The sequence below is a fragment of the Pseudoxanthomonas helianthi genome, from assembly GCF_017939625.1.
Taxonomy (GTDB): Bacteria; Pseudomonadota; Gammaproteobacteria; order Xanthomonadales; family Xanthomonadaceae; genus Pseudoxanthomonas_A; species Pseudoxanthomonas_A helianthi.
Window position 1 is genome coordinate 331291 of record NZ_JAGKTC010000001.1, and the last position, 15692, is coordinate 346982.

At 67.3% G+C, this 15692-nt stretch carries 8 protein-coding genes and 1 riboswitch; of the genes, 5 read left to right on the forward strand and 3 right to left on the reverse strand.

Translation table 11 applies throughout. The features are described 5' to 3' along the window. Positions 1-51 precede the first annotated feature (51 nt). Together J5837_RS01585 and J5837_RS01590 are read left to right on the forward strand one after the other, a co-directional pair. Positions 52-873, forward strand: a complete 822-nt coding sequence (locus J5837_RS01585) for an RNA polymerase sigma factor (protein WP_210534967.1) — start codon at positions 52-54, stop codon at positions 871-873. Continuing rightward, complete coding sequence (locus tag J5837_RS01590) at positions 870-5105, forward strand: WD40 repeat domain-containing serine/threonine protein kinase (RefSeq protein WP_280518209.1); 4236 nt, start codon at positions 870-872, stop codon at positions 5103-5105. The genes J5837_RS01585 and J5837_RS01590 overlap by 4 nt, the downstream gene beginning before the upstream one ends. Positions 5106-5115: 10 nt before the next feature. On the opposite strand, the gene J5837_RS01595 is transcribed toward J5837_RS01590, so the two are convergent. Continuing rightward, positions 5116-5940, reverse strand: a complete 825-nt coding sequence (locus J5837_RS01595) for a UDP-2,3-diacylglucosamine diphosphatase (RefSeq protein WP_210534968.1) — start codon at positions 5938-5940, stop codon at positions 5116-5118. Beyond that, a complete protein-coding gene (gene olsF / locus J5837_RS01600; RefSeq protein WP_210534969.1) occupies positions 5937-7649 on the reverse strand; it encodes a bifunctional ornithine lipid synthase OlsF in 1713 nt (570 codons plus the stop codon). Before olsF ends, J5837_RS01595 begins: the two co-directional genes overlap by 4 nt. A 226-nt stretch (positions 7650-7875) precedes the next feature. Here olsF and metK point away from each other — a divergent pair, with 226 nt between their 5' ends. Continuing rightward, positions 7876-9087 (forward strand): methionine adenosyltransferase, encoded by a 1212-nt coding sequence (metK, locus tag J5837_RS01605; protein ID WP_210534970.1) that lies wholly within the window; start codon positions 7876-7878, stop codon positions 9085-9087. A 76-nt stretch (positions 9088-9163) separates the two neighbouring features. Continuing rightward, positions 9164-11074, forward strand: a complete 1911-nt coding sequence (locus J5837_RS01610; protein WP_210534971.1) for an ATP-binding cassette domain-containing protein — start codon at positions 9164-9166, stop codon at positions 11072-11074. Positions 11075-11176: 102 nt separating this feature from the next. On the opposite strand, the gene ppc is transcribed toward J5837_RS01610, so the two are convergent. Further along, positions 11177-13885, reverse strand: coding sequence for a phosphoenolpyruvate carboxylase (gene ppc / locus J5837_RS01615; RefSeq protein WP_210534972.1), 2709 nt, complete (start codon positions 13883-13885; stop codon positions 11177-11179). Positions 13886-14031: 146 nt separating this feature from the next. After that, a riboswitch (S-adenosyl-L-homocysteine riboswitch) is annotated at positions 14032-14150 on the forward strand. 38 nt (positions 14151-14188) lie between these two features. Here ppc and ahcY point away from each other — a divergent pair. Beyond that, positions 14189-15619 (forward strand): adenosylhomocysteinase, encoded by a 1431-nt coding sequence (ahcY, locus tag J5837_RS01620; protein ID WP_210534973.1) that lies wholly within the window; start codon positions 14189-14191, stop codon positions 15617-15619. Positions 15620-15692 lie beyond the last annotated feature (73 nt).

Genomic DNA, 15692 nt, shown 5'->3' on the forward strand with positions numbered 1-15692 from the left:
GTGCGGACCTCTCTCGCCGCTCCGTCCGCGGCCGCATCCGCGACCGCGACCGTGACCGTGACCGACAACCTGTTCCGTCGCCGCATCTTCGATCTCTACCTGACCGCGCCCGGTCCCGCGCTACGTTATTTCGCGCAGGAGGAACCGGGGGCGCGAGATGCTTCGCAGCACGGCGGTCGGCGACGGATGAGCGGCTTCCAAGACACGCGCTGGAGCCTGATCGCGGCCGCGCGCGAACAACCGCAGCGCGCGCGCCAGGCGCTGGAGCAATTGTGCCGCGCCTATCGCCCGCCGGTGCTGGCCTACCTGCGTCGCAGCGGGATGGCCGGCAACGATGCCGAAGACCTGACCCAGGCGTTCTTCGTGCACTTCCTCGAACGCGGCTGGTATGCGGATGCCGACCCGCAGCGCGGGCGCTTCCGTTCGCTGCTGTTGACCGCGCTGCGCCGTTTCGTCGTCGACCAGCGCCTGCACGAAAGCGCGCGCAAGCGCAGCGCGCCGCTCGTGGGCGACGACGCGCTGGACCGCATTGCCGACGAAGACGAGACCCCCGATGCCGCCTTCACCCGCGCCTGGCTGGGCACGGTGATCGGCCACGCGATGAACCGCTTGCAGGACGAATGGATCGGTACGGGCAAGCGCGAACAGTTCGAGCAACTGGCGCCGCTGCTGGAGCACGCCGATCCGCACGAATTGCAGGCCCTGGCGGTTGCGACCGGCATGCGCAGCAACACCTTGGCGGTGCAGGTACACCGCATGCGCCAGCGCTTGCGCGAACTGGTGCGCCTGGAGTTGCTGCAGACCGTGGGCAGCCACGAAGCGCTCGAGCAGGAACTGGCCGAACTGCGCGGCGTTGCCCTGCCCTCGCAATGAACGATGCGCGCGCCGACGAGCCGCCGCCGCGCGGGGTCACCCGCTGGTGGCGCAATCCGGCGCTGGCGCGCGCGGCATTCGGCGCACCGACCTCCGCCGAACACGACGCGAGCGTCGCGACGGAACCCGATCTGACCGACCCCGCGCAACGCGAATTCGGCGAATACGAATTGCTCGAACTGATCGGCCGCGGCGGCATGGGCCTGGTCTACCGTGCGCGCCAGTGCGGGCTGGCGCGCGAAGTGGCGATCAAGCTGCTGTCGGGCGGGCCCTGGGCCTCGCCGGAATTCGTCGCCCGCTTCGAGCAGGAGGCACGCCATGCCGCGCAACTGCAGCACCCGGGCATCGTCGCCATCCACGAACTGGGCGAATCGATCGACGGGGTCTACTACGCCATGCAACTGGTGCGTGGCGAAAGCCTGGCGCAGCGGCTGCACGAAGGCGACCGCTGGACGCCGCGCGAAGCCGCCGTGCTGTTGCGGCATATCGCCGAAGCGGTGGCCTACGCGCACAGCCTCGGCGTACTGCACCTGGACCTGAAGCCGGGCAACGTACTGATCGACGAACACGGGCATCCGCTGATCGCCGACTTCGGCCTGGCCCGCCGCATCGGCGTCGCAAGCGACGACGAATTCGTGGCGGGCACGCCCGGCTACATGGCACCCGAGCAGGCGATCGCCGGTCATCCGCTGGACGAAGCCACCGATGTCTGGGGACTGGGCGCGATCCTGCACGAATTGCTGGGCGGCCGGCCGCCGGGCGGCGACGATGGCGGCGCGCTTGACGCAACTCCGTCCGACTTGCGCGCGATCTGCCACAAATGCACCGCGGAAGCACCGGGGCAGCGTTATGCCAGCGCACGCGCGCTGGCCGACGATATCGGCCGCTTCCTCGACGGACGCGCCGTGCAGGCGCGCCCGCTCAATGCCGCGCAACGCCTGCTGCGCTGGGCCCGGCGCGAACCGAAACTGGCTTCCGCGCTCGGGCTCGCCGTCCTCATCCTGCTGGTCGGTACGGTCGCGACCGCATTGCAATGGCGCCGCGCAGAGGCCAGCGCCAAGGTCGCGCGGGAGCAGACCTGGAGAGTTCGCGGAAATAGCGCATGGGACGCGATCCGCAATGGCCTGACGTTCGAAGCCACGTCCCCGTTGCTTGCCAACCTCCGCGAACGCGAAGCGCATGGCGATTCCGCCGGCGTCCTCCTCGAACGTTTGCGCCTAGGCACGTTGCATCGGAACAACATACAGGGGATCGACGCCATCGACATCGGAGGACCGGGATTCGCCGTTGCCCTGAACCGCGAAGGGACGCTGCTCGCAGCTTCGTCCGGGGAAGGAGTACTGCGCTTGTTCGATGTGCGCACGCGCCGCCAGCTGTGGCGCGCCGACACGCGCAACGCCAGTCACTTTTGGCCGACCAAGGTCGTCTATCGGATCGGCTTTACTCGCGATGGGCGCCATTTGCTTGCCGAACGCGCCGGACCAAGGGTTGTCACCCGCCCGTCGGGCCAAGACAGTATTCTCGTCGACGCCGCAGACGGCCGTACCGCCCTGCCTCCACCGGAACGATTCGCCGATTTCCGCGACGCCACCTACAGCGAAGATGGTCGGTTCGCGTTGTTGCGAAACCATCGCAACGAAACGCAGCTGTTCCAGATCGACGGCTGGCGCGCACTGTCGGAACGCCGCGCGATTGACGGGGTTAACCCCATGTGGCGGATCGGCGACGGCGCCCGTTTCGTCGCGTTGTCGGTGCCCGGGCGCATAGAAGTACTGGATCCGCGGACTTTGGCCGTTCGCCATATCGTGCACGGCGCTTCGAAATCCGCCTTGTTGCCGGCCTGGGCCGTGCAGCCGGGTGGCGATCTGCTCGCGCTTGGCGCTGCCGACGGCGCCGTGCGTCTGCTCGATACCCGACGCGGATCGTCGCGCGAGCTCAAGCCGGGGCCCTACACATCGGTGGAATGGCTGTCTTTCAGCCCCGACGGCCGCTGGCTGGCCGCCGCGGCTGGCGACCGCGGCTTCGTCTGGGACGTGACCAGCGGCCAGGGCGGAGCATTGCCCGCCGGACGCTTCGATGCCAGCCAAATCGACGTCGATGCGAAACGCGGTACGGTCTTCGTGGTGCATCCACCGGAAGCGACGTTGTGGCAACTGCCTGTCGATGCCAATGGCTCGACCAGCTTGAACCAGCGCATCGCGGCCGCGGAACCGCTCGTCCCGCAATTGCCGATCGGCAGCGCGGCCGAGAACCATGCCGCCACGGCGGCCCCTGCCACGCATCTGGCCGCCAGCATCGATGTCGAAGGCGAACTGCGTCTGTGGCGCTGGCGTGACGACCCCATATTGCAAACCCGCGCGGCGCCGCAGATCGCCGCGGTACTGCATTTCGACGGCAGCCACGTGGCCACAGCCGATGGCCGCGTGGCTCGCGTGATCGCCGTGGATGGCGAACGCCCGGTCTCGCCCGAATTCGTCCATCCGCAACCCGTGTCGCAGGCGTTCCTGGCTTCGGACGACCGTAGTCTGGTTACCGTCAGTGGCCGCGAGATCCGCGTGTTCGACTGGCGCTCCGGGCGCCTGCGTCACCCGCCCGTCGTGCTGGTCGATTCGCCATTGCGCGTAGCGGCCAGCCCCGGTGCCGAAAAACTGTTGGTCAGTACGGGAGCCTATCGCGATGGCCGGTTCCACGAGATTCTGTCCAGCTACGACCTGCGCAAGGGCGTGCGCCTGGCCACCGATGTCGCCGCGCCCGGCCCGCTGCACGGCCTGCGCTTTTCGCCAGACGGCCGTCTGGTCGTGCATTGGCGTTACGGCGAACTGTCGGTACGCGAAGCTTCGACGCTGCACAAGATCGGCCGCGACCTTCATGTCGGTCCCGATGTCGCCAGCGCACTGCGTCGCGTCTTCGCAGATGGCTGGCATCCGGAGGCCGCCCGCCAAGACGAGTTGGCCGGCACACCGGTGGTCGATGCATCGATCAACGCTGGCGGCACGCGGCTGAGCGTGCTGACAGGCCTTTCGGAATTCGCCGATGCGAAGCTGCTGCAATTCGACCCGAGCGATGGCCACCTACTGTCGGCTCGGACTTTCGGCAAGCGCCAGCCGCTGGGGCTGCTGGCACGCCGCGGCGGACATGTTTCCGTCGTCTGGTCGACACTCGGGCCGCAAAGGCTCGACGGTGCCGGCAAGGAACACCCGATGCAGCATCTACCTGGCGGCCTGTTGAAGCCTCAGGCCATCAGCAACGACGGCCATCTGCTGGCCAGCGCGTCCCGCCAAGGCGTTGTGGTCACCGACCTGGACAGCGGCGAATGGGCCGCGGCACCGATGACGGCACCGCTGCCTTCGGATGACACGATTGTGCAGTTGGCGTTCGCCCCCGACGCCGGAAGTCTGCTGGCGCGTTCGCACCATGGACGCTGGGTGTGGTGGCCACTGCCGCGTGAATCGCGCTCCGTGACAACCCTGCAAACACTTCAATCGTGGCTTGAGGACGATAGCCGAGGGGATCCATCGCTACGGGCGGCGCTGCGTGCCGACGATCCCGGTCCACCCCGCGTGTCCACGCTGCGGGTACACACCCCAAAGCCAGCTACCCCCGTGGTGACGCAGCCCGGCTTCGCGTTCGTCGACCTGTCGGCGGCGATCAATAGGGATCTGGACGCCGCCAATGTCGTTCATAGCGACGATACCGGCATCCTCTCGACGCTCCCCAGTGGCGTGCAGCGCTTCCTCGGTATCGATTACGACATCCGCGGCATGGTCGCGCTGGCGATGCCGGTAAGGGAAAACATCAAACCGACCGTCTCGACGTCGGTACCCGTGCCGGTGCCGCGCTTCGATGTAGCCCATCTGTTGATGGGCGCGTGCTGCATGTTGCAGGACATGCCCGGCCTGCTCCGAGTTCCCTATGCCTTCTTAGATATCGCCTATGCCGACGGCAGCCATGCACGCGTGCCCATCGTGTACGGACGCGATCTCATGGAGGCGTGGACAGACACCGGGGACTCGCTTGCGGCGCGCATTGCCTGGGTGGAACCTGGGCCGCGAGCGACGGTCTTCCACGGTTCCGGCTATCGGATCTACGCAGTGCGCCTCGGCAACCCGTACCCGACACGTGAAGTCGCGAGCCTTTCCTTCGCAGCCACCAATGCGGCGTGGAGCGGGCCGATGATCCTCGCCACGACACTAGAAACCGGCGATGCGGAGAAATCCGGCCAGGCCAACTGACTGCCAGTACTCAGGCCGCCTGCGGCAGCGGTTCGCCGTCCATGACCAGGCGCAAGCGCGGCGGCACCAGCGAAAGCGTTTCGCCGGTATGGGCCAGCAGGCGCAGCGTGCCGTCCGCATCTTCCGCCAGTGCGGTAAGGCTTTCGACCCAGTCGCCGTCGTTGGCGTAGACCAGTCCGTCGCGCTGGACCAGCGAGGCGCGGTGGATGTGGCCGCAGACGATGCCGTGCAGGCCCCGCCGCTTCGCATCGTCGATGCCGGCCTGGACGAAGCGACCGATGTAGCGCTCCGCCGCGCCGCTCTGGCGCTTGAGGAATTCCGACAGCGACCAGTAGCGCAGGCCGAACCGGGCGCGCACGAAGTTCAGCAGCTTGTTGCCGGTGAGGATGCGGTAGTACAGCCAGTCGCCGAATTTTTCCTGCAGCGTGCCGAAATGGGTGATGTTGTCGAACTCGTCGCCGTGGGTCACCAGCAGGCGGCGGCCATCGGCGGTGACGTGGATCGCGCGGCGTCGCACCTGCATCGCCGGCAGGGCCAGGCCGCAGAACCTGCGGATCGGCCGGTCGTGGTTGCCGGGGATGTAGACGATTTCCGTGCCCGCGCGGCGCAGCGCGTGCAGCGCTTCGACCACGCGGTTGTGCGCGGCGCCCCAGGCGGCGCGGCGTTGCGCCATCCACCACAGGTCGACGATGTCGCCGACCAGATACAGCTGCCGGCAACGCAATCCGCCGAGGAAATCGGCGAACTCGGCGGCATGGCAATGCTTGGAACCCAGGTGAACGTCGGAGACGAACACCGCGCGGCGCATAGGCGCCTGGCTCTGCTGCGGACTCATGCGGCCACCTCGTCTTCGCTACGGGATTCCAGGTAGCGGGCGCGTTTCTTCGGGCGGATCCGCTGCAGGTCGACTTCGATCAGGCCATCGATCGAATCGCTGAACGCAGGATCGACGCCGAAGGCGAGGAAACGCGCGCCGCCGGGTTCGCACAGGTCGGTGTACTGCTTGTACAGCATCGGCACGGTCGCGCCGAGTGCGTCGAGGTTCTGCTTCAGCACGCGGAACGCGGTCTCGCCGTCGAGCTCGCCGAAGTCGGGCATCGCGGCCAGGTATTCGAACGGACGCATCGACACCGCGTCGCCGGCCTGTGCGCCGTAGTAGCGCGAGTAGTAGGCGACGATCTGTTCGCGTGCCGCCACCGGCAACACGGCGCTGATCGACACCGCACCGAACAGGTAGCGCACGCGCGGATGCGCGCGCAGGTAGGCGCCGATGCCCTGCCACAGGTAGTCGATGCTGCGGCTGCCCCAGTATTCCGGGGCGACGAAGCTGCGCCCCAGTTCCATGCCCTCGGCGATGCGCGGCAGGGCCTCGTCGCGGTAACGGAACAGCCCGGCGGTATACAGGCCCTTGAGGCCGTGCTGGGCCAGGACCGGTGCGCCGCGGGCGATGCGGTAGGCGCCGGCGATCTGTCGCGCAGGCGCGTCCCACAGCACGATGTGTTCGTAATGCGCATCGTAGGCGTCCACGTCGAGGCGCTTGCCGGTGCCTTCGCCGACCTGGCGGAAGGTGTATTCGCGCAGGCGGCCGATTTCGCGCAGCAGCGGAGATTCGGGGGCGACCTGGCCGACGCGGATCTCCTTGCCGTCGCTGGTGCGGCCCAGCATCGACAACCCGGCGATTTCGCGTTCCAGCACCTTGCGGTCGACGGCGGCGACCAGCGGCTCCGGCGCATCGGCGACGTCTTCCGGACTCCGCCCGATGGCGTACAGCGCCTCGCGCACGCGGGCGATCTGCGCATCGGCGTCGCCTTCGGCTTCCACTTGCATGGGGCGCCCGACACGCAGGGTGATGCGGCGCTGCGCACGCTTGAACATCTCCCGCGCCAGCAGCGCGGTGCCGGCCGGCTTGAACAGCGCGGAAGCCCCGTAGAACAACGCCGAATTGCGCGCCTGTATCCGCACCGGCAGCACCGGGGCGCCGGTATTGCGGGCGAAACGCAGGAAACCCCGGCGCCAGCGCGTGTCGCGCACGCCGCGCGGACCCAGCCGCGACACTTCGCCGGCCGGGAACACGATCACGCACTGTTCCGCCTCCAGCGCCTGCTCCACCGCGCGCAAGCTGTCCGCGCCGGGCTTGCCGCCGAGGATGCGCACCGGCAGCAGCAGTTCGCGCAGCGGCTCGATCGACGCCAGGAAATCGTTGGCGACGATCTTCACGTCGCGGCGCACGCTGCCGACGAAATGCAGCAGGGCGAGGGCATCCAGCGCACCGGATGGATGGTTGGCGACGATCAGCAGCCGCCCGCTGGCCGGCACCCGCCGGCTTTCGACCTGGTCGACCACGTAGCGCAGGTTGAGGAAGTCCAGGGTGGCTTCGAGGAAGGCGAAGCCGCGCAGGTGCCCGTGCGTGGCCAGGAAGCCGTAGGCAGCGTCCAGCTTCGACCACCGCCCCAGCCCGCGCAGCAACGGCCGGGCCAGCGCGGCGCGGCGGCCGCGGAACCAGTGCGGGTAGCGTTCGGCGATCTGTTGTTCGAGCGGCTGCATCGGCGGACGGGAGCGGCTGTGTCGCCGCGCAGCCTGAACCCGGCCGGCGACAGCCCGGTTGCGGTTTTGCGGCAGCGGCGTGACACGTCGGCACCCGGCCCAGCCCCCAGCCGAGCGACGGAAACTTAATTCCCGTGCAATCCTGAACGATGCACAATGCACCCCCGTGCGCATCCGTGTATGATGCGCGCCCATCTTTTCATCCGCATAAAGGGATATAAGCCCGATGTCCAGCTACCTGTTCACCTCCGAATCGGTCTCCGAAGGCCATCCGGACAAGATCGCCGACCAGATTTCGGACGCCGTCCTCGACGCGATCCTCGCGCAGGACAAGCGTGCGCGCGTGGCCTGCGAAACGCTGGTCAAGACCGGCGCCGCCATCGTCGCGGGCGAAGTCACCACCACCGCGTGGGTCGACATCGAGGCGCTGGCGCGCAAGGTGATCAACGGCATCGGCTACGACAATTCCAACGTCGGCTTCGACGGCCATACCTGCGCCATCATCAACATGCTCGGCAAGCAGTCGCCGGACATCAACCAGGGCGTCGACCGCAAGAAGCCGGAAGAGCAAGGCGCGGGCGACCAGGGCCTGATGTTCGGCTACGCCTGCAACGAAGCGCCGGAATACATGCCCGCGCCGCTGTACTACAGCCACCGCCTGGTCGAACAGCAGGCCAAGGTGCGCAAGAACGGCAAGCTGAAGTGGCTGCGCCCCGATGCGAAGTCGCAGGTCACCCTGCGCTACGACGGCCACGACATCGTCGGCCTCGACGCCGTGGTGCTGTCGACCCAGCACGATCCGGACATCAAGCAGAAGGACCTGATCGAAGCCGTGCGCTCGGAGATCCTCGTGCCGGTGCTGCCGAAGAAGTGGCTGGAAGCGCTGCCCAAGAACAAGGTGCACATCAACCCGACCGGCAAGTTCGTGATCGGCGGCCCGGTGGGCGACTGCGGCCTGACCGGCCGCAAGATCATCGTCGACAGCTACGGCGGCATGGCCCGCCACGGCGGCGGCGCGTTCTCGGGCAAGGATCCGTCGAAGGTCGACCGTTCGGCCGCCTACGCCGCGCGCTACGTGGCCAAGAACATCGTCGCCGCGGGCCTGGCCGACAAGTGCGAAGTGCAGGTCTCCTACGCCATCGGCGTGGCCGAGCCGACCTCGATCTCGGTGACCACCTTCGGCACCGGCAAGGTCGGCGACGACACCATCGAGAAGCTGATCCGCAAGCACTTCGACCTGCGCCCGTACGGCATCACCAAGATGCTGGACCTGGAGCACCCGATCTACCAAGCCACCGCCAGCTACGGCCACTTCGGCCGCAAGCCGAAGGAAATCTCCTACGTCGACGGCGCCGGCAAGAAGCACACCGCCACCGCCTTCTCGTGGGAAAAGACCGACAAGGCCGACGAGCTGCGCAAGGCCGCGAAGCTGAAGTAAACCTTCGCTTCGGGAAGCACCCCGGACGGGCCGCGCAAGCGGCCCGTTTTCTTTTCGCGCCCGGTAAAATGGCCGCATGTCCCTACTGCAACTCCAGCGCGTCGACTTCAGCGTCGGCGGCCCGCTGCTGCTCGAACACGTCGACCTGTCCATCGAAGCCGGCGAGCGCATCTGCATCGTCGGCCGCAACGGCGCGGGCAAGTCCACGCTGATGCGGCTGATCGCAGGCGAACTGAAGCCGGACGACGGCGAAATCCGCGTGCAGAACGGCGTCGTGGTCGCGCGCATGGCCCAGGAAGTGCCGAACGACACCGACGGCAGCGTATTCGACGTGGTCGCGCAAGGGCTGGGTGAGCTGGGCGAACTGCTGGCCCGTTTCCACCATGCCGTACACGACGGCGACATGGCGGCGATGGCCGCGGCGCAAACCCGCATCGATGCGGAAAACGGCTGGGACCTCGACCGCCGCGTGCAGGCCACGCTGGACCGGCTGGAACTGGACGGCGATGGCGACTTCGCCGCGCTTTCCGGCGGCATGAAGCGGCGCGTGCTGCTGGCCCAGGCACTGGTACGCGAACCCGACATCCTGCTGCTGGACGAACCGACCAACCACCTCGACATCGAAGCGATCGGCTGGCTGGAAGGCTTCCTCAAATCGTTCGCCGGCAGCCTGGTCTTCGTCACCCACGACCGCAGCTTCCTGCGCGCATTGGCCACGCGCATCGTCGAGATCGACCGCGGCCGGCTGACGTCCTGGCCCGGCGATTACGACAACTACCTGCGCCGCCGCGAGGAGCGCCTGCACGCCGAGGCGATGGAGAACGAACGCTTCGACAAGCTGCTGGCGCAGGAAGAAGTCTGGATCCGCCAGGGCATCAAGGCGCGGCGAACCCGCAACGAAGGCCGGGTGACCGCACTGAAGGCAATGCGCCGCGAACGCGCGCAACGCCGCGACCTGGCCGGCAACGTGAAGATGGAAGCCGCCGCCGCGCAGGCTTCCGGACGCAAGGTAATCGAAGGGACGCACGTGTCGCAACGCTTCGGCGAGCGCGTGCTGCTGGACGATGTCTCCGCCACCGTCATGCGCAGCGACCGCATCGGCATCATCGGCCCGAACGGTTCCGGCAAGTCCACCCTGCTGAAGATCCTGCTCGGCGAACTGAAGCCCGATGCGGGCGAGGTCAAGCTGGGCACCGGGCTGCAGATCGCCTATTTCGACCAGCATCGCAGCCAGCTGGACGAATCGCGCAACGCGCTGGAGAACGTCGCCGGCGGCCGCGATTTCGTCGAGATCAACGGCAGCCGCAAACACGTGATCGGCTACCTGCAGGATTTCCTGTTCTCGCCCGAACGCGCCCGCGCGCCGATCACCCGGCTGTCCGGCGGGGAACGCAACCGCCTGCTGCTGGCGCGGCTGTTCGCGCAGCCGTCCAACCTGCTGGTGATGGACGAACCGACCAACGACCTGGACGTGGAAACGCTGGAACTGCTCGAAGAGCTGCTGCTGGACTACAAGGGCACGCTGCTGCTGGTCAGCCACGACCGCGACTTCCTCGACAACGTCGTCACCAGCACCCTGGTGCTGGAAGGCGGCGGCCGGCTCGGCGAATACGTCGGCGGCTATTCCGACTGGTTGCGGCAGCGGCCGGAAAGGCAAATCCCCCTCAATCCCCCTTTTTCAAAGGGGGAAGCAAAAACACCGACTCCTGCTTCTGCCGTCGCTTCGCCCCCTTTGTCGAAGGGGGCCACGGGGGATTTGCTTTCAACGAAGAAGAAGCTCAGCTACAAGGACGCGCGCGAACTGGAACAGTTGCCCGCCAGGATCGAATCGCTGGAAGCCGAGATCGCCGCACGCAGCGAGGCGATGAACGACCCGGGATTCTTCCAGCAGGACAGCGCGGCGATCATGCGTGCGAACGAAGCCTTGGCCGCATTGCAAGCCGAGCTGGACGCGGCCTATACGCGATGGAGCGAGCTGGACACCTGATTTCGTAGGAGCGCCCCTGGGCGCGACCGAGAAAACGACAACAGGTGGAATCGGCCATGGAAGTTCCGGTCGCGCCCAGGGGCGCTCCTACGAAAGCGACGATCAGCCCGTGTTCTGCACGCCCTGCGAAACGCCGTTGACGGTGGCGACCAGCACGCGCAGCAGTTCATCGTCCTCGCGTCCGCTTTCGCGCCAGCGCTTCAGCAGGTCGGCCTGCATCACGCTGATCGGATCGACATAGGGATTGCGCAGGCGGATCGACAATGCCAGGCGCTGGTCGTTTTGCAGCAGCCACTCGTTGCCGCCCAGCGACAGCACCCAGTCGCGGGTCGTCGCGTACTCGCCCTGCACGCGCGGGAAGAACGTGTCGTGCAATGGGCCCGACAGGCGCGAGAACATCTCGGCGATGCTGATGTCGCCCTTGGCCAGCACCATCGAGATGTCGTCGAGGAAGGTGCGGAAGAACGGCCACTCGCGGGCCATCTCGCGCAACGTGGCTTCATGGCCGGCATCGACCGCCGCCTGCAGGCCGCTGCCGACGCCGAACCAGCCGGGAATCACCGCGCGCGCCTGGCTCCAGGCGAACACCCAGGGGATCGCGCGCAGGTTGGACAGCGCCGCATCCTGGCCCAGCCGGCGCGACGGCCGCGAACCCAGGGTCATGCGCTCGATCACGTCGATCGGCGTGGCGCTGCGGAAATAGTCCATGAACCCCGGCGCGCCGACGAAATCGCGATAGGCGCGGCTGCTGGCCTCGGCGACGAGGTCCATCACCTCGCGCCACTTCGCCTCGCGCGGCTCCGGCGGACGCGGGCGGATGCTCGATACGAGCACGGCACCCGCGGCCTGTTCCAGCGAACGCAGCGCCAGCGCGCGGATGCCGTACTTGCGGTGGATCACCTCACCCTGTTCGGTCACGCGCAGGCGCCCGTCGACGCTGCCGCGCGGCGACGCGTCGACCGCGCGCGTGGTCTTGCCGCCGCCGCGGCTGATCGAACCGCCGCGGCCATGGAAGAAGGTCAGCTTGATGCCCAGTTCGTCCGCGGCTTCGAGCAATTCGACCTGTCCGCGCTGCAGGCCCCAGCGCGAGGCCGCGATGCCCCCGTCCTTGCCGCTGTCGGAATACCCCAGCATCACCATCTGCACGTTGCCGCGCGCCGCCAGGTGTTCGCGATACACCGGGTCGGCCAACAGGTCGCGCAGCGTGCCGGGACCGTGGCGCAGGTCGTCGACGGTCTCGAACAGCGGTGCGATGTCCAGTGGCACGTGCCCGTCGCCATCGACCAGTCCGCCACGCCGCGCCAGCGCCAGCACGGTCAGCACGTCGGCGCGGTCATGGGCCATGCTGATGATGTACGCGCCCAGCGCGTCGGCGCCGTGCAGGTGGCGCGCTTCGGCCAGCGCGGCGAACACCGCATCGAGGCGCGGATTGCCCTCGTCCTGCGAGGCCGGCAACGGCTTTTCCCCGCCCGCGTAGGGGCCGAGCAGCGCGGCGCGCTCCACCGCATTGCGGCCTTCCCATTGCGCATCGCCAAGCGCCGCGGCGACCGCGCGCGCATGCACGCTGGACTCCTGGCGCACGTCCAGCCGCGCAAGATGGAAGCCGAAACTGCGCACGCGCCACAACAGCCGGCGCACCGCGAACCAGCCGGCGTGGATGCCCTTGTTCGCCTCCAGGCTGTGCAGGATCAATTCGATGTCGGCGGCCAGTTCCTCCGGCCCGGCGTAGCCGCCCGCAGTTCCTTCCAGCGTCGCCTTCAGGCGCGCGCGCATCAGGTCGTTGAGCAGGCGATAGGGCTGGTCGCCATGGCGCGGGCGCGAGCGGGCCGCCGCTTCCGGCAGCCGCGCGCGGTATTCCTCGATCCGCTGCAGCACCTGCGGCGAAACCGTCGCCACACCCAGCGACTGGCTCAGCAAGGTGGCGAGCTGGCCGAGTTCCTTCAGGTACTTCTTCAGGATCGACCGGCGCTGCGCGCGCAGGGTTTCGGCGATGGTCGTGGCATCGACGTTGGGATTGCCGTCCATGTCGCCGCCGACCCAGGTGCCGAAGCGCAACAGGCGCGGGATTTCCGGCGCCTTGCCCCAGGTTTCGCGGAATGCAGTTTCCAGGGTCTCGTAGAACACCGGCATCACCCGGTACAGCACTTCGGTGACGTAGAAGCCGACGTGCTCGCGTTCGTCCTCGACGCCGGGCCGCACCGGTGAGGAATCGGCGGTCTGCCAGGCCGAAGTCAGGGCCATGCGGAACCGTTCGATGTCGGTGGCACGCTCGCCGGGCGTGCGCCCGCCATCCAGCCCGTTGACCAGGCTGGCGACCATCAGTTGTTCCTTTTCCAGCAAGGCGCGGCGCACCGCTTCGGTCGGATGCGCAGTGAATACCGGCTCGATGTCGATGCGCGGCAGCCAAGCGGCGACCTCATCGAAATCCGCACCCTCGGCTTGCAGCTGCAGCAGGCTGGCGTGCACGCCTTCCGGCTGCGGCGCGCCACCCTGGCGCTGATAATCGCGGCGGCGGCGGATGCGGTGCACGCGCTCGGCGATGTTGACCACCTGGAAGTAGGCGCTGAACGCCCGGATCAACGCTTCGGCGCGATGCGGCGGCAGGTCGGCGAGCAGGCCCGCCAGCGATTGCGGGGGTTCGTTGCCTTGGCGCCGCGCGATGGCGGCGGTGCGCACGCGTTCGACTTCGGCGAGGAATTCCGGCGAAACCTGTTCGGCCAGCATGTCGCCGACCAGGGCGCCGAGCTTGCGCACGTCCTCGCGCAGGGGAATATCGGGAGCGGCGAATTCGAGGCTCTGGGGGTTGTTCATCGGGTGCTTCGATGGGGAGAGGGGCGACGCGGGAACAAGCCAATCACATACCAATTGCGGCATTGCAGCAGACCACTGCAAGCCTACCCCATGGCCGTGATTTCGGCATTTATCGTTTCATCCGGAACAAGCGATATAATCCTGTTGCCGTCGAGGGGCGCTGCGACTGTATGCGGATCCCTCCGCAAGAGCCCGCACATCCATGTGCGGACTTTTCAATACAGCCAGGCTCGGCGGCATTCATCGGTAACGGCGCCCGGAACAGAATGCGAGTCCGCCTCGCCCTATCCGGAGCCGTACACCATGAACGCACAGGTCAAGACCTTCTCAACCGAAGGCGACTACAAGGTCGCCGACATCTCGCTGGCCGACTGGGGCCGCAAGGAAATCGACATCGCCGAGCACGAGATGCCGGGCCTGATGTCGATCCGCAAGAAATACGCCGCCGGCAAGCCGCTCAAGGGCGTGCGCGTCACCGGCTCGCTGCACATGACCATCCAGACCGCGGTGCTGATCGAGACGCTGAAGGACGTCGGCGCCGACGTGCGCTGGGCTTCGTGCAACATCTTCTCGACCCAGGACCACGCCGCCGCCGCGATCGCCGCGACCGGCACTCCGGTGTTCGCGTGGAAGGGCGAATCGCTGGAAGAATATTGGGACTGCACGCTGGACGCGGTGACCTTCCCCGGCGGCAAGGGCCCGGAACTGGTCGTCGACGACGGCGGCGACGTGACCCTGCTGATCCACAAGGGCTATGAGCTGGAACAGGGTTCGAAGTGGGTCGACGAACCGGCTTCCTCGCACGAAGAGCAGATCATCAAGAACCTGCTGAAGCGCGTCGCCAAGGAACGCCCCGGCTTCTGGACCAACGTGGTCAAGGACTGGAAGGGCGTGTCCGAGGAAACCACCACCGGCGTGCACCGTCTGTACCAGATCGCCGAACAGGGCAAGTTGCTGGTGCCGGCGATCAACGTCAACGACTCGGTGACCAAGTCCAAGTTCGACAACCTGTACGGCTGCCGCGAATCGCTGGCCGACGGCCTGAAGCGCGCGATGGACGTGATGCTGGCCGGCAAGGTCGCGGTGGTCTGCGGCTACGGCGACGTCGGCAAGGGTTCGGCGCATTCGCTGCGCGCCTACGGCGCCCGCGTCGTCGTCACCGAGATCGACCCGATCTGCGCGCTGCAGGCGGCGATGGAAGGCTTCGAGGTCAACACGGTGGAAGACACCCTGGGCCAGGCCGACATCTACGTCACCACGACCGGCAACAAGGACATCATCACCCTCGAACACATGAAGGCGATGAAGGACCAAGCCATCGTCTGCAACATCGGCCACTTCGACAACGAGATCCAGGTCGATGCGCTGTACGCCTCGGGCGCGACCAAGACCAACATCAAGCCGCAGGTCGACAAGTTCACCTTCGCCAACGGCAACAGCATCTTCCTGCTGGCCGAAGGCCGCCTGGTCAACCTGGGTTGCGCGACCGGCCATCCGAGCTTCGTGATGTCGAACTCGTTCTCCAACCAGACCCTGGCGCAGATCGACCTGTGGGCGAACAAGGACGTGTACGAGAAGACCGTGTACCGCCTGCCGAAGCAGCTCGACGAGGAAGTCGCCCGCCTGCACCTGGAGAAGATCGGCGTGAAGCTGACCAAGCTGACCCAGGCCCAGGCCGACTACCTCGGCGTGCCAGTCGAAGGCCCGTACAAGCCGGAGCACTACCGCTACTGAGTCCTGCCCGTCGCTTTATGCTCGTCATTCCAGCGCAAGCAGGAATCCAGTTTGCCGTTGCCCTCCCCCTCCG

Bases quoted from the DNA above. Each gene is read 5' to 3' on its own strand.
- metK (WP_210534970.1), top strand. From the start codon at position 7,876: ATGTCCAGCTACCTGTTCACCTCCGAATCGGTCTCCGAAGGCCATCCG.
- J5837_RS01610 (WP_210534971.1), top strand. From the start codon at position 9,164: ATGTCCCTACTGCAACTCCAGCGCGTCGACTTCAGCGTCGGCGGCCCG.
- olsF (WP_210534969.1), bottom strand. From the start codon at position 7,649: ATGCAGCCGCTCGAACAACAGATCGCCGAACGCTACCCGCACTGGTTC.
- J5837_RS01590 (WP_280518209.1), top strand. From the start codon at position 870: ATGAACGATGCGCGCGCCGACGAGCCGCCGCCGCGCGGGGTCACCCGC.
- ppc (WP_210534972.1), bottom strand. From the start codon at position 13,885: ATGAACAACCCCCAGAGCCTCGAATTCGCCGCTCCCGATATTCCCCTG.
- J5837_RS01595 (WP_210534968.1), bottom strand. From the start codon at position 5,940: ATGAGTCCGCAGCAGAGCCAGGCGCCTATGCGCCGCGCGGTGTTCGTC.
- ahcY (WP_210534973.1), top strand. From the start codon at position 14,189: ATGAACGCACAGGTCAAGACCTTCTCAACCGAAGGCGACTACAAGGTC.